The sequence below is a fragment of the Glutamicibacter creatinolyticus genome (assembly GCF_006094275.1).
GTDB classification, from domain to species: Bacteria; Actinomycetota; Actinomycetes; order Actinomycetales; family Micrococcaceae; genus Glutamicibacter; species Glutamicibacter creatinolyticus.
Genome location: NZ_CP034412.1, coordinates 1,830,472 through 1,854,610, shown reverse-complemented (window position 1 = coordinate 1,854,610; position 24,139 = coordinate 1,830,472). Strand labels below are relative to the sequence as shown.

Here is a 24,139-nt window from a genome sequence, read left to right as displayed (position 1 = left end):
ATTCCTGTTCGCGGCACCGCCGCTGCGGAATCTGGGGATGTAGCTTAATGGTAAAGCCTTAGTCTTCCAAACTAATGACGCGGGTTCGATTCCCGTCATCCCCTCCACCGACAGGATCCCGTTCACCCGGGGTCCTGTTTCTGTTTCCCCGCAAATCACGGTCTCTTCACGCTGCGTGTCGTGGTTATCACAGCCACTCGGTCAACGCCAGAGTCGCGGCAGGCCTGCAAGGGCCAGGAGTGGTAGGGATAATTTCCCCTGATTCCGCGGAATTTCGCCGGTAATTGGGGCAATGAACACGCTCAATCACAATCCGCCGCAGATTTTGTTTTCAGTTTCGCGCAGTGTAAATTTGTCTCTTGTGGCCAATCCCGGACAGCCTTCGCGGCACAGTTCGAAATGACCATGTGAGTAGTGTCTTTATGTTCTGCCTTGGGTGGAACTCAAAGCCTACTGATCGGGGTGTAGCTCAGCTTGGCTAGAGCGCGCGCTTTGGGAGCGTGAGGTCGCAGGTTCAAATCCTGTCACCCCGACTCTGAACCGGATTAAAGCACTTGACCGTGCCGCCTCCGGGGCAGATGAGATCTAATTCGTTTAGTTCTTGTGATCAGCGGAAACTCAATAGGTTGCCGGAAGGAATCACAAACGATTAGTGGATCGAGTCTGACTGCGGTTAGACTTGTCACTGCTAATCGGGGTGTAGCTCAGCTTGGCTAGAGCGCGCGCTTTGGGAGCGTGAGGTCGCAGGTTCAAATCCTGTCACCCCGACTCTGTGTGAAGAACCCCGCAACAAGTATTTTGTTGCGGGGTTCTTTTGCAGATAAGACCTAATTCTTAGATAAATCAGGAGTACAACGCTGTGAAGAGCGCCGTCGAAAACCTCAACCCGACCCGGGTGAAGCTCACCGTTGAAGTTCCTTACGAGGAGCTCAAGCCCCGCGTGGACGAGGCCTACAAGACCATCGCACAGCAGATCCAGGTCCCCGGCTTCCGCAAGGGCAAGGTTCCGGCACGCCTGATCGATCAGCGCGTTGGCCGCGGCTACGTCATCGAGACCGCCGTGAACGAGGGCCTGAACGACTACTACCAGCAGGCCATGGTGGAGAACGAGCTGACCCCGCTCTCCCGTCCCGAGGTTGACATCACCGAACTGCCTTCCATCGAGAAGGAAGGCGAGGGCCAGCTGGTCTTCACCCTGGAAGTTGACATCCGCCCGGACGTGGAACTGCCCGACTACAAGGGTCTGGAAGTGTCCGTGGACGCCAAGGAAGTTGGCGACGAAGACGTTGACAAGGCCCTGGACGACCTGCGCGGTCGTTTCGGCACCCTGAAGGAAGTTGAAGAGCCGGCCGCCGCCGATTCCTTCGTGACCATCGACCTGGTGGCAACCGTCGAGGGCGAAGAGGTCGACAACGCCCAGGGCCTGTCCTACCAGGTGGGTTCCGGCAACATGCTTGAGGGCATGGACGAGGCCGTGACCGGCCTGTCCGCCGGTGAAGACGCCACCTTCGAAACCAAGCTGGCCGGTGGCGAGCACGCCGGCAAGGACGCCACCGTGAAGGTGACCGTCACCGCCGTGAAGCAGCGCGAGCTGCCGCAGGCCGACGACGACTTCGCCCAGCTGGCTTCCGAGTTCGACACCATCGCCGAACTGCGCGAGTCGCTGGCCAAGGACGCCGCCGAGGGCAAGGTCGTCGAGCAGGGAGTCGAGGCCCGCGAACTGGTGCTGGACAAGCTGCTGGAAATGGTCGAGGTTCCGGTTCCGGAGTCGGTCATCGAAGAGCAGGTTGCGCAGCACTTCGAGAACCCGAACGCCGAAGCGGACCACGACACCGAGGAGCACCGCGCCGAGGTGCGCGAGAACACCGAGCGTGCCTTCCGCAACGAGCTGGTGCTGGACGCCATCGCCGACGCCGAGGAAGTTGGCGTGGAGCAGTCCGAGCTGATCGACTACATCGTGCAGACCGCCGGTCAGTACGGCATGGATCCGAATCAGTTCGCCCAGATGCTCGACGGTGCCGGCCAGGTGCCGATGCTGATGGGTGAGGTGCGCCGCCGCAAGGCCCTGGCCAAGGTGCTGGAGTACGCCGTGGTCACCGACTCGAACGGCGAGAAGGTCGACCTGACCTCCTTCGTGAAGCCTGCCGGTGAGGAAGAGGCCGCCGAGGCCCCGGCCGAGGAAACCGCCACCGAACAGGCCGCAGAGACCGACGCCAAGTAGTCCTGGCCTGTAGCCAACCGCAACGCCTTCGGGCTGCCCGCCATGCGCTGGGCAGCCCGGAGGCGTTTTGCGTTGCTGCCGCCGGGGGCGGAGGGAATACCGTGGGGGAGTACCGGGTTGGGCTCAAATGTGAGAGGAATCCGCTGCCTGCACCACACCGCGCCCCGCCTCGGGGCTAATTGTGTGCTTCTTCCCCACCGGGCATGCGCCGTGAGCGAAACACGGGCATGAAACTCCCCAAGAGGCAGTTGAAGTCAGTAATCTCAAAGATAACCAGTCTCGTCGCGGGAGCCAGCCCGGCTCCCACGATCTGATCTCCACATTCGGAAGAGGTAGAGAACATGTCAAATGATTCGCGCACTCCCACGATGGCCAGCGTTGACCCGGCCCACCGTGAGGACTACATCTACAACCGCCTGCTCAAGGAACGCATCATCTGGCTTGGCTCCGAGGTGCGCGACGAGAACGCCAATGCCATCTGCTCGCAGCTGCTGCTGCTCTCGGCAGAGGACCCGGAAGCGGACATCTACCTCTACATCAACTCCCCGGGCGGTTCGATCACCGCGGGCATGGCCATCTACGACACCATGAAGTTCATCCCGAACGACGTGGTCACCGTGGCCACCGGCCTGGCCGCCTCGATGGGCCAGTTCCTGCTCTCCTCCGGCACCCCGGGCAAGCGCTACGCCACCCCGAACGCCCGCATCCTGATGCACCAGCCTTCGGGCGGCATCGGCGGCACCGCCTCGGACATCAAGATCCAGGCCGAGCTGATCATGCACATGAAGAAGATCATGAGCGAGCTGACCGCCGAGCAGACCGGGCAGAGCCTGGACCAGATCCTGATCGACAACCAGCGCGACAAGTGGTTCACCGCGGAAGAAGGCCTGGAATACGGTTTCTTCGACAAGATCGCCCTGCACGCCGGCAGCGTCAGCGGCGGCGGCGGCGTGGGCAACGAATCCTAAAGCCAGCCCCTCGATTGAATTCACCAGATTTTTTGTAGGAGACACCATGCAGTTCAACCCTGAAGCCACCGCGGGGACAATGCCCGAGGCCCGTTACATCCTGCCGCAGTTCGAAGAGCGTACCCCGTACGGCTTCAAGCGCCAGGACCCGTACGCGAAGCTGTTCGAGGACCGCATCATCTTCCTGGGCGCCCAGGTCGATGACGCCTCGGCCGACGACGTCATGGCCCAGCTGCTCGTGCTGGAATCCATGGACCCGGAGCGCGACGTCACCCTGTACATCAACTCGCCCGGTGGTTCCTTCACCGCGATGACCGCGATCTACGACACGATCCAGTTCATCCGCCCCGAAGTGCAGACCGTGTGCCTGGGCCAGGCCGCCTCGGCCGCCGCAGTGCTGCTGGCCGCCGGCACCCCGGGCAAGCGCCTGGCGCTGCCCAACGCCCGTGTGCTGATCCACCAGCCGGCCATGGGCGGCGGGGAGCGCGGCACCGCGACCGACCTGCAGATCCAGGCCGAGGAAGTCATGCGCATGCGCGAATGGCTGGAGAACACCCTCTCCTCCCACACCGGTCAGGACACCGAGAAGGTCCGCAACGACATCGAGCGTGACCTGTTCATGACGGCCGATGAAGCCAAGACCTACGGCATTGTGGACGAGGTGCTCACCTCCCGCAAGCTCGCTCGCCAGGTCGGGCACTAGCAGCAAACCGGGTGGTGACCCGGGAATAAAGAAGTGAACGGTGGCGGTTTACCGAGAGTAACCCCGAGCAGGCAGCGGGCACACGATCGGTAGACCGCCATCTTCAGCTAAAGCGTCGCCGTCCTGTCTTAGACTTAACTTTAGATCACGGTCCTCAACTTATAGGGAGAACAGCGCGATGGCACGAATGGGAGAAGGTTCGGACCTGCTGAAGTGTTCTTTCTGCGGAAAGAGCCAGAAGCAGGTCAAGAAGCTGATCGCAGGCCACGGTGTCTATATCTGCACCGAATGCATTGAGCTGTGCAACGAAATCATCGCCGAGGAGTTCGCCGAGGAACACACCAGCGAGGAATTTTCGCTGCCCAAGCCCCGGGAGATCTTCTCCTCCCTGGAGGAGTACGTCATCGGGCAGGAAGCCGCCAAGCGCGCCCTGTCCGTGGCCGTGTACAACCATTACAAGCGCATCCACGGCAACCAGGACAAGGCCCCCGTCGCGGCCCTGACCAACGACGACCCGCTCAGCGACGTCGAGGTCTCCAAGTCCAACATCATGCTCATCGGCCCCACCGGCTGCGGCAAAACCTACCTGGCCCAGTCGCTGGCCAAGAAACTGAACGTCCCGTTCGCGGTCGCCGACGCGACCAGCCTGACCGAGGCCGGCTATGTCGGTGAGGATGTGGAGAACATCCTGCTCAAGCTCATCCAGGCCGCCGACTACGACGTGAAGAAGGCCGAAACCGGGATCATCTACATTGACGAGATCGACAAGATCTCGCGCAAGAGCGAAAACCCGTCCATCACCCGCGACGTTTCCGGGGAAGGCGTGCAGCAGGCACTGCTGAAGATCCTGGAGGGCACCGTCGCCGCCGTGCCGCCCCAGGGTGGACGCAAGCACCCGCACCAGGACTTCCTGCAGCTGGACACCACCAACATTCTGTTCATCGTCGCCGGCGCCTTCGCCGGGCTGGAGGAAATCATTTCCTCCCGCGCCGGACGCAAGGGCATCGGCTTCGGGGCGCCGCTGACCGCGCTGAAATCCGAAACCGCCTCCTACTCGGATGTACGGCCCGAGGATCTGCTGAAGTTCGGGCTGATCCCCGAATTCATTGGCCGCCTGCCGGTGATCACCACCGTGGAACACCTGGACCGCGAGGCCCTGGTCCGGGTGCTGACCGAGCCGAAGAACGCGCTGGTCAAGCAGTACCAGAAGATGTTCCAAATGGACGGGGTGGCCCTCAGCTTCGAACAACCGGCCCTGGAGGCCATCGCCGAACTGGCGATCGAGCGGGAAACCGGTGCCCGCGGCCTGCGCGCCATCCTGGAGGAGACCCTGGCCTCGATCATGTTCGACCTGCCCAGCCTGGAGGACATCGGGGAAGTGGTCATCACCCGTGAGGTGGTGCTCGACGGCGCCGAACCGACCCTGGTTTCCGCCGCCGTCTCCGACAAGCGCGGCAAGAAGTCCGCCTAGGCTCCGCCGCCGGCTTTGCAGAACCGCAGCCGGCGTCGGCACCGCGGGAGATCGCAGTAGTACACAGAACGCAACGTCGAGAAGAAAGTGGGAATCACCATGGCCGAACGAGCCCAAGTAGGTTTCTGGTTCGATCCGATCTGCCCCTTCGCCTGGGCCACCAGCCGCTGGATGAAGGAAGTGGAAAAGGTCCGCGACGTGGACGTGACGTGGAACGTCATGAGCCTGTCCGTGCTGAACGAGGGACGCGACCTGGATGCGGACTACCGTAAGTCGATGGACAGCGCCTGGGCTCCGGTTCGGGTGATCATTGCCGCCGCGGCCGAACACGGTGAGCAGTACAAGGACAAGCTGTACACCGCCATGGGCGAACTGATCCACTACGAAAAGGTTCAGGACCGCGAGGAAGTGGTCCGCCTGGCCCTGGAACGGGTGGGTCTTCCGGCCGAGCTGGCCGAGGCCGGGAAGAGCGATGCCCACGATGAGGCGCTGCGCGCCAGCCATGAGGCCGGCATCAACAAGGTGGGCCAGGACGTGGGCACCCCGATCGTGGAGGTCAACGGCACCGCGTTCTTCGGCCCGGTCATCACCCGGGTCCCCACCGGCGAGGACGCGGGCAAGTTGTTCGACGCCTCCGTGCAGCTGGCTTCCTTCCCGTACTTCTTCGAGATGAAGCGCACCCGCACCGAGAGCCCGGTCTTCGAGAACTAGGCATGACTCAACGAGAATGGCGACCACTGAGTGTGGTCGCCATTCTCGTTGAGTCCCCTCCAGACCGTAGGCCACGTGAAAGGAAAATCAGTGGCACTAGCTAAGCAAGCTTCCCACGGCGGCTCGACGCGCCCCCACCCCATACCCCGGGTGATCGCGGCGGTGCTGGTGATCCTGGGCCTGCTGGCCCTGCCCACCGGGATCATCAGCCACTGGGGCAAAACACAGCTGCTGGACACCCCCACCTTCAGTGCCGCCCTGGCGCCGCTGGCCCAGGACCCCGGGATCCAGCAACAGGTCACCGACGAAGCCACCGGCGCCATCATGGACCGGGTGGAATCCGTGGTGCACGACTCCCGGATCCCCGCCGACAGGCTGCCGCAGTGGCTCTCGGCCCTGACCCAGCAGACCGGAACGGCGCTGGGGAATGCACTGGACACGGCCCTGGATGAGAAGGTTCAGCCGCTGGTGCATGAGGCGGTGCAGTCCGCGGTGCGTTCCGACGCGTTCGCGCGCGCCTGGGAGCAGGGTGTGCACCTGAGCCACACCCAGAGCCTGGCGGTGCTGCGTGAAGAAAGCTCCACGGTCAACCTGCAGGACTCCGGACGCCTGAGCATCAACCTGGGGGTGCTGGTTGACGCCGTGAAAACCGACCTGGAGCAGCGCGGGGTTTCCCTGGCCTCACTGATCCCGGACGTCGATCATGAGGTGGTGCTGCTGCACTACTCGGATTTGGGCCAGGCCAAGGGGTGGGTGGCGTTCTTTGACGCCACCGGCGGCTGGCTGCTGTGGGCAAGCCTGGGCCTGCTGGCTGCCGGGCTGCTGCTGAACTACCGTGCCCTGCCGTTGACGGCGGCCACTGCCAGCCTGCTGCTGGCCGCGGTGGTCTCGCTGTCCGACTTCGTCCAGTCCTCCCTGGGCCGCTGGCTCGGCCAGGATGGGCAGGGCGGCGGCATCGTGCGCCAGGGGTACACGAACCTGGTGCAGCAGGAGCATTCGCTGCTGGTGGCGTTGGCGATCGGGGTGGGTGTGCTGGCGGTGGTCAGCCGCCTGGTCATCACCCCCGGGCCAGGAGCGGCACGGGATGCCGGTGCCCGAGCGGATGTGCGGGCACGGCTGCGCGAAGGCGTGGGCTACGGGACGATCCTGCTGATCGCGTTGTGGCTCTGCCTGGGATTCGCGGTGTCCCCGCCGGCACTGGCCGCCGTGGTGGTGCTGGCCGTGGTGGGCCTGCTCTCGCTGGGCCCGGCCCTGCGCGCCCTGGGCCGCTAAACCGTCCCGCCGGGGGCAGGCGCTGCGGGCTTCTGAGAAAACCGTGGCTCCGGAAGGATGCTTGTCATTCTTCCGGAGCCACGGTTGTTTTTTGGGTGATCACCCTGCGCGGTGCACCTACTGGGCGGCGACGTCCTCGGCCGGAGCCAGTTCGACGTTGAGCACCTGCAGCTCACCGTCGGACTCGATCAGCTGCAGGTCACGGGCGTTGCCGGCCGACTTCAGGTCGGCGAAGCCCGGACGCAGCTGGTCCAGCAGGCTGGCCGGGGCATGGATCTGCCCGGAGAGCACCTCGGTGCGCTGCTTGACCTTCGCATCGCTCTTGGCCTTGCGGATCCCGGACAGTGCCAGTCCCACGGTGGGCAGCACCGCGGTGTCCGCGCTCTGGCGCACCTGGGCCAGGTGCCCGGCGGTCGGCCAGGCGCTCTGGTGCACTGAACCGGTGCGCCACCAGCTCCAGACCTCCTCGGTGGCGAAGGGCAGGAACGGGGCGAACAGGCGCAGCACCGCATCCAGGGTGGTGGCCAGGGCGGCCAGCACGCTGGCCTGCTCGGCCTGCCCGTGCCCGCCGTAGGCGCGGTCCTTGATCAGTTCCACATAGTCGTCGGTGAACGACCAGAAGAACGACTCGGTGATGTCCAGGGCCCGGGCGTAGTCGTAGGACTCGAACGCGCGCTTGGTGTCCTCGATGACCACCGCCAGGCGGGCCAGCAGCGAACGATCCAGCCCGTTGGTGATCACCGCGGCGTCATCGGTGAGAATGTTCGCCTCGGTGGCACCCAGGTTCAGCACGAACTTGGAGGCGTTCAGGATCTTGATGGCCAGGCGGCGCCCGATCTTCATCTGGTTGATCTCATACGCGGTGTCGGCGCCGAGCCGGGCGCTGGCCGCCCAGTAGCGCACGGCATCCGCGCCGAACTTCTCCAGCACCTCGGTGGGAACCACCACGTTGCCCTTGGACTTGGACATCTTCTTGCGGTCCGGGTCCAGGATCCAGCCGGAAATCGCCGCGTGGCGCCATGGGGCGTCCCCGTGCAGCGCGTCGGCGCGCACCACCGTGGAGAAGAGCCAGGTGCGGATGATGTCATGGCCCTGCGGGCGCAGGTCGTACGGGTAGACCTTGGAGAAGAAGGACTGGTCGGTGTTCCAGCGTCCGGCGATCTGCGGGGTCAGCGAGCTGGTGGCCCAGGTGTCCAGCACATCGGCGTCCCCGATGAAGCCGCCGGGCTGGTTGCGCTGGTCCTCGGTGTAGCCGGCCGGGGCCTCGGCCACGGGGTCCACCGGCAGCTGCTGGGCCTGCGGCAGCAGCGGCGCGTCGTAGTTCGGCTCGCCGTTCTCATCCAGCGGGTACCAGACCGGGATCGGCACCCCGAAGAAGCGCTGGCGGGAGACCAGCCAGTCGCCGTTCAGGCCCGAGACCCAGTTCTCGTAGCGTGAGCGCATGAATGAGGGGTGGAAGTCGATCTGCTCGCCGCGGGCGATCATCGCCTTGCGTCGGTCCTCGTCGCGTCCGCCGTTGCGGATGTACCACTGGCGGGAGGAGACGATTTCCAGGGGCTTGTCGCCCTTTTCGAAGAAGTTCACCGGGCGGGTGACCTTCTTCGGCTCCCCGTCGAGCAGGTTCGCTTCCTGCAGCAGCTCAACCACGGTCTCCTTGGCGGAGAATACGGTCTTGCCGGCGATCTGGGCGTAGGCCTCGGCCCCGGCGGGGCTGGTGATCCACTCGGGGGTTTCGGCGATGATGCGTCCGTCGCGTCCCACGATGGCGCGGGTGGGCAGCTGCAGTTCACGCCACCAGGTCACGTCGGTCAGGTCACCGAAGGTGCAGACCATGGCGATGCCCGAGCCCTTGTCGGCCTGGGCCAGGGCGTGCGGGCGCACCTCGACCGGGACCCCGAACAGCGGGGAGGTGACGGTCTTGCCGAACAGGTGCTGGTAGCGCTCGTCCTCCGGGTGGGCGACCAGGGCGGCGCAGGCGGCCAGCAGTTCGGGGCGGGTGGTCTCGATGAAGACCTGCTCGCCGTCCTCGGTGGTGAACGGGTAGCGGTAGTAGGCGCCGGCGACCTCGCGGTCCTCCAGCTCGGCCTGGGCGACCGCGGTGCGGAAGGTGACGTCCCACAGGGTCGGGGCCTCGGCCATGTAGGCGTCCCCGGCGGAGAGGTTCTCCAAGAAGGCGCGCTGGGACACGGCCCGGGAGTTGTCATCGATGGTCCGGTAGGTCATCCGCCAGTCCACGGACAGGCCCAGGGTGGTGAACAGCTGTTCGAAGACCTTCTCGTCCTCCACGGCCAGCTGCTCGCACAACTGGATGAAGTTCTTGCGGCTGACCACGTCCCAGTCGCGCTGGTTCTTCGCCGGCTTGGCCGGCGGCTGGTAGTCCTGGATGTAGGGCTTGGACGGGTCGCAGCGCACCCCGTAGTAGTTCTGGACGCGGCGCTCGGTGGGCAGGCCGTTGTCGTCCCAACCCAGCGGGTAGAACACGTTCTTCCCGCTCATCCGCTGGTAGCGGGCCACCACGTCGGTCTGGGTGTAGGAGAACATGTGGCCCACGTGCAGCGAACCGGAAGCGGTCGGCGGGGGAGTGTCGATGGAGTACACCGCCTCGCGACCGGTGTCCTCATTGAAGTGATAGGTGCCCTCGGTGCGCCACCGGGACGAAAGACGTTCCTCCAGGCCTTCCAATGCGGGCTTGTCGGGAACTGAAACCGTGTTGGGCGTGTCTGTGCCCAAGTTTTCTTCTGCCATGTAAGCCATTCTTTCATGTTTCCTCACCCGGGCGGGCATTGTGGCCCATGGGGTGGGACACCCGGCGGGCAGCGCGTAAGAGTCATTCACCCCGCTCGTGGTGGGCCGCCGCACCGTTCTATTCTGGTGCCATGACCAACCATGAAAACTCCCCAGCCCCCGCCACCGAACGATCCGCCGTCGTCACCGGGGCCTCCAGCGGCATCGGCCAGGCCACCGTCAGGGCGCTGCGCCAGGAAGGGTGGCGCGTCTACGCGATCGCCCGGCGCGCCGAGCGGCTGCAGAGCCTGGCCGCGGAAACCGGGGCCATCGCGCTGGCGGGGGATGTCAGCGAGCAGCACAGCATCGACGAGCTGACCTCCCGGATCCTTGCCGCCGGCGGGGTGGACACCGTCATCAACGTGGCCGGCGGGGCCCGCGGGGTCGACTACCTCGCCCAGGCCAAGGACGCGGACTGGGATTTCATGCTGCAGGTGAACGTGATGGGCACCATGCGCCTGACCCGGGCGCTGCTGCCGCACCTGCGCACCGTGCAGGGCACCGTTTTGAACCTGACCTCCACCGCCGCCCTGGCCAGCTACGAGGGCGGCAGCGGCTACAACGCGGCCAAGGCCGCCCAGCGGGCCCTGACCCAGGCGCTGCGCCTGGAGGAAGTCGAGCACGGGGTCCGGGTCATCGAGGTGCTGCCCGGGCTGGTGGCCACCGAGGAATTCTCGCTGCGCCGGCTGGGCAGCGAGCAGGCCGCCGAGCAGGTGTACGCCGGGGTGGCCGAACCATTGAGCGCGGCGGACGTGGCCGAGGTGATCCGCTACGCGGTCAGCCTGCCGCACCACGTGAACCTGGACGAGATTGTGATCCGCCCGCAGGCGCAGGCCGCCAACCACAAGCTGGTGCGCCGCCAGGAGCCGGGACAGTGACCGGCCCGCAGCCCGGCAGCGACCAGCCGGTGCGCCCGGTGCACGTGTTGGCGGCCTCGCACGGCACGGACAACCCGCACGGGCAGGAGCAGATCAACCGGCTGCGCCAGCAGCTGGCCGAGCAGGCCGCCGGGCACCGCGCCCTGCGGGACCAGGGCGTGGAGCTCATCTGGCATGAGGCCTACGTCGACGTGCAGCATCCGCAGCTGCCCGAGGTCCTGAAAAGCCTGCCGGAGGGGGAAGCGGCCCTGGTGCTGCCGCTTCTGGTGGCCGATGGGGTGCACACCACCGAAGACATCGCCGGGGCTGTTGCCGGGCGGGCCAACACGGTGGCCGCCGCACCGCTGGGCGCCTTGCCGGCCCTGGCCGCGGTGCTCGCCAACCGGGCCGAACCACACCTGCACGGTGCCACGACGGTGGTGCTGGCCGCCGCCGGCACCCGTCTGCCGGCCGGGCAGCAGCAGATCAGGGACCTGGCCGGGCAGCTTTCCCAGCGCCTGGGCCGAGATGTGCAGGTGGGCTACTGCGCCGGGGCCGAACCAAGGGTGCCGGCACTGGTGCAGGGGCAGGCGGGGCAGCGCACCCTGGTGCTCAGCGCCCTGCTGGCCGAGGGGTTCTTCCAGGACAAGCTGCGTAGCACCGGCGCCTGGCAGGTCACAACACCGCTGTTGCCCGACGTCATGATCGCGCAATGTTTCCTTGAAAGACTTTTCCAGGCGCTGGAAGAGGCGGCGTGGGTGACGAAAAAAGTCGAAGTTGAGGGCCGCTAAGCCGCACGAAGAGATGTGACAGCGACCGGTTGCCAGCGGGTGGGGCCCACTTCCTACGCTGGCAACCATGACGCAGACAACCACATCAAGCCGCCGGCCCCCACGGGCCGCGAAACCCAACGGGCAATGGAAAATTGATGGCCCCACCCCGCTGAACGCCAATGAGGAACTCAAGCAGGCCGATGACGGGCTGAACGTGCGCGAACGCATCGAGACGATCTACGCGGTGCACGGCTTTGACTCCATCGACCCCGACGACCTGCACGGACGCTTCCGCTGGTGGGGGCTGTACACCCAGCGCGCCCAGGGCATCCCCGGCGGCAAGACCGCCACCTTGGAACCCCATGAGCTGGAAGATGAATACTTCATGCTGCGGGTCCGCATCGACGGTGGCGCACTGAGCACCGAACAGCTGCGGGTCATCGGGCAGATCTCCCGGGACTTCGCCCGTAACACCGCGGACATCACCGACCGGCAGAACATCCAGCTGCACTGGGTGGACATCGTCAACGTCCCGGAAATCTGGCGTCGGCTGGAAGCGGTGGGCCTGCACACCACCGAGGCCTGCGGGGACGTGCCCCGGGTGATCCTCGGCTCCCCGGTGGCCGGGATCGCCAAGGACGAACTGATCGACCCGACCCCGGTGATCCAGGAAATCGCGCGCCGCTACATCGGCAACCCCCAGTTCTCCAACCTGCCGCGCAAATACAAGACCGCGATCACCGGGCACCCCAGCCAGGACGTGGTCCACGAAATCAACGACTTCGCCCTGGTGGGCGTGCAGCACCCGGAACTGGGCACCGGCTACGACCTGTGGGTGGGCGGGGGACTGTCCGCCAACCCGCGCCTGGGTGAGCGCCTCGGCGCGTTTGTCACCCCGGGGCAGGCCCCGGACGTCTGGGAGGCGGTCACCTCCATCTTCCGCGACTACGGCTACCGCCGGCTGCGCAACCGGGCCCGGCTGAAGTTCCTGCTGGCCGACTGGGGCCCAGAAAAGTTCCGGCAGGTGCTGCAGGAGGAGTACCTGGGCTACGAGCTGCCCGACGGGCCGCCGGCGCCCAAGCCCGAACAGGCCGGGGACCACTCCGGGGTGCATGAACAGCACGACGGGAAGTACTACATCGGGCTGACCGCCCCGGCCGGACGGGTCTCGGGCAGCATCCTGCTCGCGCTCGCCGAGCTGGTCGAGGCCCAGGGCTCACGCCGGCTGCGCACCACCCCGCACCAGAAGATCATTGCCCTGGACATCCCCGGCGAGCACGTGCGGCGCTTCACCGACGCCGCGGCCGCGCTGGGCCTGGACGCGTTCCCGGGACTGGTCAAGCGTTCGGCGATCGCCTGCACCGGCATCGAGTACTGCAAGCTGGCGATCGTGGACACCAAGGACACCACCATCGACGCGGTCCGGCAGATCGAAGCCCGGCTCAGCGACCACCAGGGCCGGCTGCCCAAGGCCCTGTCCCTGCACGTGAACGGCTGCCCGAACTCCTGCGCCCGGGTGCAGACCGCGGACATCGGGCTCAAGGGACAGCTGATCACCAACCAGGACGGCGAACAGGTCCCCGGCTTCCAGGTGCACCTGGGCGGCACCCTGGCCGGGGTGGAGAACGGGGAGGCCGGGCTGGGGCGCACCGTGCGCGGGCTGAAAATCGCCGCCGATGAACTGCCCGAGTACGTCACCCGCGTGCTGGGCAGCTACTCCCGGCACTCCGCGGACGGGGAGTCCTTCGCCACCTGGGCCCACCGCGCCGAGGACGGGGAACTGTCATGAGCCGCACCCCTGGAACCCCGCACACCCAGGAGCAGCTGCGCGCGATCGCGCAGCGCGGCGCCCAGGAGCTGGGCTGGGATGCGCCGGCCGCGGCCGTGGTGGATTTCGCCGCCCGGCACCTGCCCCGGCCCGGGATTGCGGTGGCCTGCTCCATGGCCGATGCGGTGCTGCCGCACCTGGTGGCCGAACGCCTGCCCGGGGTCGATGTCCTGTTCCTGGATACCGGGTACCACTTCCCCGAAACCCATGCAACCCGCGACGCGGTGGCTTCCGGGCTGAAGGTGAACGTCATTGACATCACCCCTGAACTGTCGGTGGCCGAACAGGACGCCGCCCACGGCAGGGACCTCTTCGCCCGGGATCCTGCCGCCTGCTGCCGGATGCGCAAGATGCAGCCGCTGGGCCGGGCCCTACAAGGATATTCGGCCTGGTTCACCGGGGTGCGCCGGGACGAGGCGCCCACCCGCACCGGCACCCCGCTGGTCACCTTCGACGAGGCGCACGGGCTGATCAAGTTCAACCCGCTGGCCGCCTGGAGCTTCGACGAGCTCAGCGGATACGCCGCCCAGCACGCGGTGCCGCTGAACCTGCTGCTGGCCCACGGCTATCCGTCCATCGGCTGCGCCCCGTGCACCCAGCCGGTCGCCGACGGCCAGGACCCGCGCTCCGGACGCTGGGCGGGGCTGGCCAAGACCGAATGCGGCATCCACCTCTGACACCCCCTTTTTCCCGCCATGACACCTCCGCCGCCGGGCACCCCACCCGCGGTCCCGGCGCCGACCCTGCCCTCCGAAGGAGAACCCGATGACCCTGACCGCTACCGCCCCACCGGCCACCGCCCGCAGCGTGCTGGACGCCCTGGAGGCCGAATCCATCCACATCATCCGCGAGGTGCTGGCCGAGTTCGAAAAACCCGCCCTGCTCTTCTCCGGCGGCAAGGATTCGGTGGTGGTGCTGCACCTGCTGGCCAAGGCCGTCGCCCCGGCCCGGATCCCCATCCCGGTGGTGCACATCGACACCGGCCACAACTTCGGTGAGGTGATCAAGTTCCGCGACGCCACCGTCGCCCGGTACGGGTTGCGCCTGATCACCGGCTCGGTGCAGGAGTACATCGAGCGCGGAGAGCTCATCCAGCCGGCCGACGGCACCCGCAACCGGCTGCAGACCCGGGTGCTGCTGGACACGCTGGAGGCCAACGGCTTCGACGCGGTCTTCGGCGGCGCCCGCAGGGATGAGGACAAGGCCCGGGCCAAGGAACGCATCCTGTCCCTGCGCAACGAATTCGGCACCTGGGATCCGCGCAACCAGCGCCCGGAGGTGTGGAACCTGTACAACGGGCGCCACGAGCCCGGCTGGAGCGTGCGCGCCTTCCCGATCTCCAACTGGACCGAAAAGGACATCTGGGCGTACATCGAACGCGAAGGCATCGAACTGCCCGGCATCTACTTCGCCCACTGCCGCCAGGTGTTCGAACGCGACGGGATGTGGCGGGCCGTCACCCCGGTCAGCCAGCCGCACCCGCACGAGACCGTGAGCGTGCGCAAGGTGCGCTACCGCACCGTGGGCGACGCCAGCTGCACCGGGGCGGTGCTCTCCGAGGCCGACACCGTCCCCAAGGTCCTGGACGAACTGGCCCTGAGCACCCTGACCGAACGCGGAGCCACCCGGGCCGATGACCGGATCTCCTCCGCCGCCATGGAAGACCGCAAGAAGGAAGGCTACTTCTAAAATGACCGCCACCCACACCACACCACACGCCACCGCACTGCCCAGCACCACCCTGCTGCGCATCGCCACCGCCGGGTCGGTGGACGACGGCAAGTCCACGCTGGTGGGCCGGCTGCTGCACGATGCGAAGGCGATCCTGGTCGACTCACTGGACGAGCTGGCCCGCACCAGCGCCGAACGCGGCTTCGGCGGCCACACCCCGGCCCTGGATCTGGCATTGCTCACCGACGGGCTGCGCGCCGAACGCGAACAGGGGATCACCATCGACGTGGCCTACCGCTACTTCGCCACCCCACAGCGCTCCTTCATCCTGGCCGACTGCCCGGGCCACGTGCAGTACACCCGCAACACCGTCACCGGCGCCTCCACCGCGGATGCGGCCATCGTGCTGGTCGATGCCCGCCACGGGGTGGTGGAACAAACCCGCCGCCACCTGGGGGTGCTCGGGCTGCTGCGGGTGCCGCAGCTGATCATCGCCGTGAACAAGATGGACCTGGTCGGCTGGGACGAAACCGTGTTCCGCGGCATCAGCGAGCAGGTGCGGGAGCTGGCCGCCGGGCTCGGGGTGGGTACAACCCACCTGATCCCGGTCAGCGCCCTGCACGGGCAGAACATCGTCGAACCGGCCGGGCAGGCGCCCTGGTACACCGGGCCCACCCTGCTGGGGCTGCTCGAAGGGCTGCCGGCCGAAACCGAACACGGCCCGGCCCGGCTGGACGTGCAATACGTCATCCGTCCGCAGGGGGCGCTGGCCCCCGGGCTGGACCAGGACGAGTACCGGGACTTCCGCGGCTACGCCGGCACCCTGAGCGGCGGGCAGCTGGCACCCGGGGACCCGGTGCAGATCCTGTCCAACGGCCAGGTGCTCAGCAGCCGCATCCGCCAGCTGCGCACCCCCGCCGGGCCGGCCGAACGGGCCGCTGCCGGGGAAGCGGTCATCCTGCTGCTGGAGGACGAGGTGGACATCGCCCGCGGGGACACCATCATCGCCGGCACGCTGCCGGACCCCACCCGGCAGCTGCAGGCCGAGGTGTGCGTGCTCGAGAACCGCCGGCTCAGCGCCGGGGACCGGGTACTGCTCAAGCACGGCACCCGGGTGGCCCCGGCGCGCATCACCGACATCGACTGCGTTCTGCAGGTCGCCGACTACACCCGGCATCCGACCGACACGCTGGGGCTGAACGACCTGGGCCGGATCAATCTGCGCAGCTCCGCCCCGATCGCCCCCGGCGACTACGCCCACTCCCGCGCCGCCGGCTCCCTGCTGCTGATCGACCCGCGGGACGGGGCCACCCTGGCGGCCGGCATCATCCGGCCCCCAGGGGCCGAAACGGATGCGGCACACCACGAGGATCCAGGCCATGTCCCCGCCTAGGCAACCGGTGCCCGCACCCAACGACGGCGCCCGCACCCGCTTCAGCGCCGGCGCCGCCCGGCCCCCGCACCGCATCCGCCGGGTGGGCGGGACGCTGGTGGCGCTGCTGGCCGCGGCCGCGGTCCTCACCGCGTTCCTGCCGGCGCCCCAAGGCGAACGGCGGCAGGCGGCGGGCCCTGCCCAGCAGCTGCGCCTGGGCTACTTCGCCACCATCACCCACGCCCCGGCGCTGATCGCCGAATCCCAGGGACTGCTGGGGCAGGCGCTGCAGCCACAGGGCACCGAACTGGTGCCCCAGGTCTTCAGCGCAGGACCGGCCGCCATCGAGGCACTGAACTCCGGGGCGCTGGATGCCGCCTACCTGGGGCCCAGCCCGGCCCTGAACAGCTACCTGTCCAGCGGCGGAAAGTCGCTGCGCATCATTGCCGGGGCCACCGAATCCGGGGCCAGCCTGGTGGTGGACCCCACGATCACCACGGTGCCCGAACTGGCCGGAAGGCAGCTGGCCACCCCGCAGTACGGTGGCACCCAGGACGTGGCGCTGCGCCACTTCCTGGCCGAGCACCAGCTGTCCGACTCGGTGAGCATCACCCCCACCTCCAACGGCACGGTCGCCCAGCTGTTCGCCCGCGGCGCCATCGACGGGGCCTGGCTGCCCGAACCCTACGCCTCACTGCTGGTCGAACGGTACGGGGCCCGCCGGCTGGTGGATGAAGCCAGCCTGTGGCCGCAGGGACGCTTCCCCACTACGGTGCTGGTGGCCCGGACCGAATTCATTGACGCCCACCCGCAGACCGTGGCCCGGCTGGCCGAGGCGAACACCGAGGCGATCGCCTGGCTGAACCAGGCCACCACGGACCAGCAGGTCCAGGCGGTGCGGCAGGCCCTGGCCGCGGCCAACGGGGCGAGCCTGCCCAACGGGGTGATTCGCGCCGCGCTCGCCGAGGTGGATTTCAGCCCGGTCCCGGACGGCAGCAGCTTCACCACCCTGGTGCAGCACGCCGCCGAGGTGGGGCTGGGCCAGCCGGGGGACGTGAGCGGGCTGATCGATCGGCGCTGGGTGCGCCACCAGGAGGAGCCATGAGCGTCCAGCTGCACGAGCTCAGCCTGCGCTACCCGGGCGGGCCGGTGGTGATCGACCGGCTGAGCACCCGGATCGAGGCCGGGGAGTTCGTGGCGGTGCTCGGCGCGTCGGGGTGCGGGAAGTCCTCGCTGCTGAACATCATCGCCGGACTGCAGCCACCGACCGCCGGCTGGGTGGAGGTCCCGGCCGACGGGGCCGCGTTCATGTTCCAGGACGCGAACCTGCTGCCCTGGCTGAACGCCGCGCAGAACGTGGAACTGGCGCTGAAGCTGGCCGGGGTCCCGGCGGACCAGCGGGGACAGGACGCGCACCGGCTGCTTGAACTGGTGCAGCTGGGGCACGCCGCGCAGCGCAAACCCCATGAACTCTCCGGCGGCATGCGCCAGCGGGTGGCATTGGCCCGGGCCCTGGCCCAGCAGCGCCAGGTGCTGCTGATGGATGAGCCCTTCGCCGCGCTGGATGCCATCACCCGGGACCTGCTGCATGAACAGCTGCGCGCCCTGTGGCGCAGCTCGGCCAAGACCATCATCTTCGTCACCCACAACGTGCGCGAGGCGATCCGGCTGGCCGGTCGGATCCTGGTGCTCTCCTCCCACCCGGGGCGGATCCTGGAAACCCGGCAGGTCAGTGACGCGCTGCGCAACAACCCGGTCCGGGCCGCCGAGCTGGCGGACGAACTCACCGCGATCCTCAGAAAGGAGCAGGCCAAAAATGAGCATTCTCGCGCCCCGGCTTGAACGGGGCCTGGCACCCGCCGCCCGGCGCCGCCCGCCGGCGGTGCCCTCCCGGATTGATGCGGTTGTTGCCCCGCTGCTGGTGGTGGTCGTGGCGCTGAGCCTCTGGCAGATCCTGGCCTGGGTTTCCCCGCTGCGCGATGACCTGTTCCCGGCCCCGGCCGACGTCGCGGCCCGGCTGCCGGCCGTGCTGGCGGACGGGACGCTGGCGGCGGCGGTGGGCACCAGCCTCTGGCGCGCCGCCAGCGGGTTTGTGCTGGCCGTGCTGGTCGCCACCCCCATCGCCTTGCTGCTGGGACACCAGCCGCTGCTGCGCAAAGGCATTGGCCCACTGGTTTCCGCCCTGCAGGTGCTGCCCTCCATCGCCTGGGTGCCGGCGGCGATCATCCTGTTCGGGCTCAGCGACGCCACGATCTACACGGTGCTGCTGCTCGGGGCGATTCCCTCCATCATCAACGGGCTGCTGGGCGGGATGGACCTGATGCCCCCGGCGTACCGGGCGCTGTCCCAGGTGCTGGGCGCAAACCGGCTGCAGCACCTGTGGCATGTGGAGCTGCCCGCCGCCCTGCCCGGCTATGTGTCCGGGCTGCGCCAGGGGTGGGCCTTCGCCTGGCGCTCGTTGATGGCCGCGGAACTGATCGCGGTCGGCGGCGCGCTGGCCCCCGGGGTCGGCTCCCTGCTGCAGCGTGGACGGGACCTGGCCGATTTGCCCCTGGTGATCTTGGTCATAGTGGTCATCCTGCTGGTCGGGGTGCTCATTGAACTGGCCTGCTTTGCCCCGGTGGAACGCAAACTCCTGCGGGACCGGGGAATGAGACGAACTGGAGAAAACAATGGATAAAGGAAGCATTACCCTCATCGGCGGCGGCCCGGGAGACCCGGAGCTGATCACCGTGGCAGGATACAAGGCATTGATGCGAGCGGACGTGGTCCTGGCGGACCGGCTGGGGCCCACGGCGCTGCTGGACGAGTTGGAAGATCACGTGCAGGTCATTGACGTGGGCAAGGCCCCGGGAAGCCACCTGGCCACCCAGGAGGAAATCAACCAACGCCTAGTCAGCGAGGCCCGGCAGGGGAAGAACGTAGTGCGCCTGAAGGGCGGAGACCCGTACGTGCTTGGCCGCGGGGGAGAAGAGGCCGCCTACGCGGCCGCCCACGGGTTTACCGTGCGGGTGATTCCCGGCATCACCAGCGCCGTGGCGGTGCCGGCCGCCGCCGGCATCCCGGTCACCCACCGCGGGCTGGCCGCCGGGTTCAGCGTGGTCACCGGCCACCAGGAGCTTGGCGATGTGCCGTTGCGCACGGACCACACCCTGGTGATCCTGATGGGCGTGGGCCGCCTGGCCGCCACAGTGCAGACGTTAACTGGGCGTGGGCTGGGAACTAACACTCCGATTGCCATAATTGAGCGAGGTTACTCACAGACGCAACGCACAACTATCGGTACCCTAGAAGAGATCGTAGTGCGCGCCCAACAAGCCGCAGTAACGAATCCGGCCGTCATTGTGATTGGTGACGTGGTTCGACTGGCCCCCGATGCTGCAGTGCAGCTGGCTGAGCTTCAGCCGCTGACCCACACCGATACTGCGGTGCCGGCCCTATTCGTTGACTAAGAAAGTAGAAGTTGTTTGATGAGTGAACTTAGCATTCCAGAGCACCTGACCAACCGACCCCTTCGCGTGGCCGTCGTCGGCGCCGGACCAGCCGGGATCTACGCGGCCGACATGCTGGCCAAAAGCGAAGCAGTCTCCTCCGGCGCCCTGCAGTTGAAAGTCGACCTCTTCGACGAGCTGCCCACCCCGTTCGGCCTGATCCGCTATGGGGTGTCCCCGGACCACCCGCGCATCAAGGGCATCATCACCGCCCTGCACAAGGTGCTGCACAACGACTGGATCGACTTCTACGGCAACGTGGGCCTGGGGCGGGACATCACCCTGGATGAACTCAAGGCCCGCTACGACGCGGTGATCATCGCCACCGGCGCCCAGAAGGACGCCGACCTGAACATCCCAGGCGTAGACCTGGAAGGCTCCTTCGGCGGCGCCGACTTCGTCTCCTGGTACGACGCCCACCCGGACACCGACCGCACCTGGGATCTGTCGGCCAAGGAAGTGGCCGTCATCGGCAACGGCAACGTGGCCCTGGACGTAGCACGCATCCTGTCCAAGCACGCCGACCAGCTGCTGGAAACCGAAATCCCGGAGCACATCTACGAGCAGCTGAACAACTCGGCCGTCACCGACGTGCACATCTTCGGCCGCCGCGGTCCGGCGCAGGTGAAGTTCACCCCGCTGGAGCTGCGCGAACTGTCGCACTCCAAGGATGTGGACATCGTCCTGTACCCGGAGGACTTCGAGTTCGACGCCGCCTCCGATGAGGCGATGAAGAGCAACAACCAGACCAAGACCATGGTCTCCACGCTGACCAACTGGCTGATCGAGCAGGAAGAACGCGAAGAGGCCCCCAGCGCCTCGCGTCGCCTGCACCTGCACTTCCTGCAGTCCCCGGTCGAGATCGTCGGCGAGGACGGCAAGGTTGCCGGCCTGAAGATGGAACGCAATGAACTGGACGGGACCGGCAACGTGCGCGGCACCGGAGAGTTCACCGAATACCCCGTCCAGGCGGTCTACCGCGCGGTGGGCTACTTCGGTTCGGCCGTGGACGGCATCGAATACGATGGCGCTGCCGGCGTGCTGCCCAACGCAGGCGGCCGCGTCCTGGACGCCCACGGCCAGCATGTGCCGGGCCTGTACGCCACTGGCTGGATCAAGCGCGGTCCGGTGGGCCTGATCGGCCACACCAAGGGCGATGCCCTGGAGACGATCAACCACCTACTCACCGACCTGGAGGCGCTGCAGCAACCGACCAGCGACCAGGCGATCGCCGAGCTGCTGGAGGAGCGCGGCGTGGACTTCGCCACCTGGGAAGGCTGGCTGGCCCTGGACCAGCAGGAGAAGCAGCTGGGGAGCGAGGCCGGAACCGTGCCGACCCGCTTCGGCGAGGTTACCCGTGACCGCGTCAAGGTAGTTTCCCGCGAAGAGATGCTGGAGCACGCCCGGGCAAAAAAATTTGCTAAGAGCCTGTAAGCACTACCCCAGGCTCTAGAACCGGCCCCCGCGCCGCGACAGGAACCCCCTGTCGCGGCGCGGGGGCCGTTCTGCAGCCAGCAGCCCTTTTCGAGATGACAAGGCGGTTTTGGATTGCACCGGTATCGGGGGTCACTGCTTCTTTTCCCATAGGTCGCTAGACTGAGGCCATGGCTAATGAACAGAGGAAAAAGGCACGGAAGGAAGCGAACCTTGCTGCCGATCTTGAGATGATTTGGCAGGAAGAGTCACCCGAAACCGCGGCGAGCACGAAGTTTGCCGATCAGGTCGACGGGGAACTGGGAACCCGCCACTCCAAGAGCGGCAAGGATTCCTAGATAACCGTTGCGGCGTGCGTATCTTCGCGAACGCCGGACAACTGCGACCGACACGAGCCCGTCAGGAGCCGCCACCGGGTCCTTGCGGGCTCAACCATGTCCCGAGCGCGGTGTCTCAGAAAGCCAGATCATTCCCCTTGGCGGCCTGGCCGGGTCTGGCAACCCGGCCGGCAGCCCGTTCAACCTCACTTCGGTCGCAGGCTCGGATGGCCCAAGGATCACCAGCTGGGCTTGTTTATGGACATGTAGCGGTCCACCACGCCGGTGACATTGGCACCGAAGGATCCCGGGTTGCAAAACACCACACACATTTGCGCTCTCGGCAACCAGAAAGGCGGGGTCGGAAGACCCAGGACTATCTTCCACCTGGCCCGTTCTGGCCTGCTCTGCGGGCTGCATGTGCTCGTGCTGGACAACGCCCCTCCGAGCAACCTCACGGCCGTAGCTGCCGCCGAACCAGTAACCGAGAACCAGAGACGCCCTTGCCCATGACCGGAGAAGCCCCGGAAGACGTTCGCCTACCGGATCGCGCGCGTTGCCATGACCTAAACAGGTTGACAGCACGGGGCAGCGTATCAACCTAACGCTGCCCCGTCCTCGACTCTTCAGCGAAGGGCTCTCTGGCTCCAATACGCCTGCGCCGGAAGCTCTGAGCATTCGGCAATGGAGCACAGAGGTAAGGTGAGGAACGTATTCGGAAACCAGGAGACGCGCCCTTCGCTAAAGAGGGCGGGAAATGGTCTCTACCTCGTGTAAGGAGACCCGAATGAAGGAAAACCTATCTAGTCATATTCGTGGCTTTGTTCTCTCCTTCATCAGTTCGCTCGGAACTGTCGTCTTGGCTACGCTCTCTTCGCTCCTTGGATATAACTCAAATTCACTCTCCGACAGCCTCTCAACGCTAGTGGTATTCTTCGCCGTTTCCAGCATCTTCGCTGCACTGATAGCTTCTGTCGTCTCGACGGGACTGTTCGTGCTGGGGAGCCGAAAGGGGCGAGTTTCCGGAGGAATTATTGCCTCCGTCGCGGGCGTGCTGCTTCTGGGCTTCGTCTTTGCTCTCCTCACGCAGCAGATTCCAGACTATGACGTGACGCTGCTCCTGATCATTGGATGCTGCCTTGGATCACTCACCGGCCCAATTAGTTTCATCGTCGCCCTCCAGCCCCAGCCTGCCCGTGAAAACAGCCTGGATCGGCACTCCTCCTAGAACGTTTTCGCCAAGCGACTACCAGCCCACCCAATGACCTGCTGATTTGGCATTGACCCTCGCGATCAGACTTTTTTGTGCCGGGGGCGATCACCAATAACAAGTTCTGGTCCAAAGCAAGGATGATAGAAACGAAGTTCTCTCAAGTGCTGATGCTTGTCCCATACGACGGTCGTCGTTCACCGGGGCACCGGCTCTACTGATCTGGGTTGCTAGAGGTCTCTATGCTCGCGGCCAAGATGCGCGTCGCGTATACCCCGCCCGCGAGAATGCCCAATGAAGGTGCCTCATACGGACGCCAAAAACGATCGTTTTAAGACCGTCTTGCCTGGCACTCACTATTTCGAGTGACACGCCGCAGAAAGGTGGCCCGAAACCTGTGCCCGAAACCAAAACCAACCGAAACTATTTAAGGATCGTTTTCAGGTGACTTGGTAAAATGAAGTGGGCCATTTTCTTGGAAGGAGTCCGGTCGTGATCGAGAAGTTTGATATTGAGGAACGCTGGCCAGAACTGTTTGCGCAACTCGATGCTAACCAACGCAATGCCGTTCGGCAGTCACTGGCCGCCGCCTGGCATGAGGGATGGGTCCCGAACCGCGAGGACGTCGAGAACCTGACCGACGAGGCCCGTGGGGCGATCGACCAGGCGGAGTATCTGCGGCGTGTCGACGCAGCGGCTGAGCGTCACCGGTCCGGTACGCACACGGTAGCCAAGTGACCGAGTCTGATACCTGGAAGTCGTATTTCTATCCTCCGCCGGATCATGCGCCGATGCGGAATCTGCTACATTTGGGCGCGCAGCTGAGGTAAGCGCTCTGCCACCGCGGCTAGATGCTCCTGGCATTCGGCCGGTTCGTTAATGGTTTTCGGTGCAGGCTGCTCTCGTCCCGAGGCCTCGGACGGCTGGAAGTAAGGGCGCAGTGAATCGGCGGGCACGGCGTTGCCCCATTCGGAAATCACCAGCAGCAGGTCGCAGGGCCGCTGGGAGGTGGCACGGATGGTTGATGTTGCATGGGGTCGGGGTGGCGGTTCGGCT

Annotated in this window: 20 protein-coding genes, 3 tRNA genes and 1 pseudogene; 23 read left to right on the top strand and 1 reads right to left on the bottom strand. The window is 66.4% G+C overall.

Annotation, left to right across the window (positions count from 1 at the left end; genetic code table 11):
• The first annotated feature begins 33 nt into the window (after positions 1-33).
• From GcLGCM259_RS08455 to GcLGCM259_RS08415, 9 genes are all read left to right on the top strand, one after another.
• Positions 34-107: transfer RNA gene (locus GcLGCM259_RS08455), tRNA-Gly, on the top strand.
• A 351-nt stretch (positions 108-458) separates the two neighbouring features.
• Positions 459-533: transfer RNA gene (locus GcLGCM259_RS08450), tRNA-Pro, on the top strand.
• A 160-nt stretch (positions 534-693) separates the two neighbouring features.
• Positions 694-768, top strand: a tRNA-Pro gene (locus tag GcLGCM259_RS08445).
• Positions 769-859: 91 nt separating this feature from the next.
• A complete protein-coding gene (gene tig / locus GcLGCM259_RS08440) occupies positions 860-2,221 on the top strand; it encodes a trigger factor (protein WP_138177719.1) in 1,362 nt (453 codons plus the stop codon).
• 368 nt (positions 2,222-2,589) lie between these two features.
• Positions 2,590-3,189 carry an ATP-dependent Clp protease proteolytic subunit gene (locus tag GcLGCM259_RS08435; RefSeq protein WP_054821410.1) on the top strand — a complete coding sequence of 200 codons (600 nt, stop codon included), beginning with the start codon at positions 2,590-2,592 and terminating at the stop codon, positions 3,187-3,189.
• Positions 3,190-3,235: 46 nt separating this feature from the next.
• Positions 3,236-3,892 carry an ATP-dependent Clp protease proteolytic subunit gene (locus tag GcLGCM259_RS08430; protein WP_138177717.1) on the top strand — a complete coding sequence of 219 codons (657 nt, stop codon included), beginning with the start codon at positions 3,236-3,238 and terminating at the stop codon, positions 3,890-3,892.
• Positions 3,893-4,070: 178 nt separating this feature from the next.
• Complete coding sequence (gene clpX / locus GcLGCM259_RS08425) at positions 4,071-5,363, top strand: ATP-dependent Clp protease ATP-binding subunit ClpX (RefSeq protein WP_138177715.1); 1,293 nt, start codon at positions 4,071-4,073, stop codon at positions 5,361-5,363.
• 99 nt (positions 5,364-5,462) lie between these two features.
• Positions 5,463-6,074 carry a mycothiol-dependent nitroreductase Rv2466c family protein gene (locus tag GcLGCM259_RS08420; RefSeq protein WP_138177713.1) on the top strand — a complete coding sequence of 204 codons (612 nt, stop codon included), beginning with the start codon at positions 5,463-5,465 and terminating at the stop codon, positions 6,072-6,074.
• A 90-nt stretch (positions 6,075-6,164) separates the two neighbouring features.
• Positions 6,165-7,346 (top strand): hypothetical protein, encoded by a 1,182-nt coding sequence (locus tag GcLGCM259_RS08415; RefSeq protein ID WP_138177711.1) that lies wholly within the window; start codon positions 6,165-6,167, stop codon positions 7,344-7,346.
• A gap of 117 nt (positions 7,347-7,463) precedes the next feature.
• On the opposite strand, the gene valS is transcribed toward GcLGCM259_RS08415, so the two are convergent.
• On the bottom strand, positions 7,464-10,091 hold the full coding sequence (valS, locus tag GcLGCM259_RS08410; protein WP_138177709.1) for a valine--tRNA ligase: 2,628 nt from the start codon (positions 10,089-10,091) through the stop codon (positions 7,464-7,466).
• Between the two features lie 131 nt (positions 10,092-10,222).
• On the opposite strand from valS, the gene GcLGCM259_RS08405 reads away from it, so the two are divergent.
• The 14 genes and pseudogenes from GcLGCM259_RS08405 (at position 10,223) to GcLGCM259_RS08345 (ending at position 23,821) form a co-directional block, all read left to right on the top strand.
• A complete protein-coding gene (locus GcLGCM259_RS08405; protein ID WP_138926338.1) occupies positions 10,223-11,008 on the top strand; it encodes an SDR family oxidoreductase in 786 nt (261 codons plus the stop codon).
• Positions 11,005-11,778 carry a sirohydrochlorin chelatase gene (locus GcLGCM259_RS08400; protein ID WP_138926337.1) on the top strand — a complete coding sequence of 258 codons (774 nt, stop codon included), beginning with the start codon at positions 11,005-11,007 and terminating at the stop codon, positions 11,776-11,778. The genes GcLGCM259_RS08405 and GcLGCM259_RS08400 overlap by 4 nt, the downstream gene beginning before the upstream one ends.
• 67 nt (positions 11,779-11,845) lie before the next feature.
• Positions 11,846-13,549 carry a nitrite/sulfite reductase gene (locus GcLGCM259_RS08395; RefSeq protein ID WP_138926336.1) on the top strand — a complete coding sequence of 568 codons (1,704 nt, stop codon included), beginning with the start codon at positions 11,846-11,848 and terminating at the stop codon, positions 13,547-13,549.
• Positions 13,546-14,265, top strand: a complete 720-nt coding sequence (locus GcLGCM259_RS08390; RefSeq protein WP_138926335.1) for a phosphoadenylyl-sulfate reductase — start codon at positions 13,546-13,548, stop codon at positions 14,263-14,265. Before GcLGCM259_RS08395 ends, GcLGCM259_RS08390 begins: the two co-directional genes overlap by 4 nt.
• 88 nt (positions 14,266-14,353) lie before the next feature.
• Entirely contained in the window at positions 14,354-15,277 is a 924-nt protein-coding gene (gene cysD / locus GcLGCM259_RS08385; protein ID WP_138177699.1) for a sulfate adenylyltransferase subunit CysD, read from the top strand.
• Between the two features lies 1 nt (position 15,278).
• A complete protein-coding gene (locus GcLGCM259_RS08380; RefSeq protein WP_138926334.1) occupies positions 15,279-16,652 on the top strand; it encodes a sulfate adenylyltransferase subunit CysN in 1,374 nt (457 codons plus the stop codon).
• Positions 16,639-17,736: an ABC transporter substrate-binding protein gene (locus GcLGCM259_RS08375; RefSeq protein ID WP_175419368.1), complete on the top strand. Its 1,098-nt coding sequence runs from the start codon at positions 16,639-16,641 to the stop codon at positions 17,734-17,736. Before GcLGCM259_RS08380 ends, GcLGCM259_RS08375 begins: the two co-directional genes overlap by 14 nt.
• Positions 17,733-18,473: an ABC transporter ATP-binding protein gene (locus GcLGCM259_RS08370; RefSeq protein WP_138926332.1), complete on the top strand. Its 741-nt coding sequence runs from the start codon at positions 17,733-17,735 to the stop codon at positions 18,471-18,473. Before GcLGCM259_RS08375 ends, GcLGCM259_RS08370 begins: the two co-directional genes overlap by 4 nt.
• On the top strand, positions 18,448-19,311 hold the full coding sequence (locus GcLGCM259_RS08365) for an ABC transporter permease (RefSeq protein WP_138926331.1): 864 nt from the start codon (positions 18,448-18,450) through the stop codon (positions 19,309-19,311). The genes GcLGCM259_RS08370 and GcLGCM259_RS08365 overlap by 26 nt, the downstream gene beginning before the upstream one ends.
• A 1-nt stretch (position 19,312) precedes the next feature.
• Positions 19,313-20,083, top strand: a pseudogene (gene cobA / locus GcLGCM259_RS08360) (uroporphyrinogen-III C-methyltransferase); the annotation flags it as partial.
• 18 nt (positions 20,084-20,101) lie between these two features.
• Complete coding sequence (locus GcLGCM259_RS08355) at positions 20,102-21,556, top strand: FAD-dependent oxidoreductase (RefSeq protein WP_138926329.1); 1,455 nt, start codon at positions 20,102-20,104, stop codon at positions 21,554-21,556.
• A gap of 170 nt (positions 21,557-21,726) precedes the next feature.
• The gene (locus GcLGCM259_RS15275) at positions 21,727-21,894 is read left to right on the top strand and encodes a hypothetical protein (protein WP_175419367.1); all 168 of its coding nucleotides are present in this window, start codon (positions 21,727-21,729) and stop codon (positions 21,892-21,894) included.
• A 766-nt stretch (positions 21,895-22,660) separates the two neighbouring features.
• On the top strand, positions 22,661-23,101 hold the full coding sequence (locus GcLGCM259_RS08350) for a hypothetical protein (protein ID WP_138926328.1): 441 nt from the start codon (positions 22,661-22,663) through the stop codon (positions 23,099-23,101).
• A gap of 474 nt (positions 23,102-23,575) precedes the next feature.
• The gene (locus tag GcLGCM259_RS08345) at positions 23,576-23,821 is read left to right on the top strand and encodes an antitoxin VbhA family protein (protein ID WP_138926327.1); all 246 of its coding nucleotides are present in this window, start codon (positions 23,576-23,578) and stop codon (positions 23,819-23,821) included.
• The last annotated feature ends 318 nt before the right edge of the window (positions 23,822-24,139 follow it).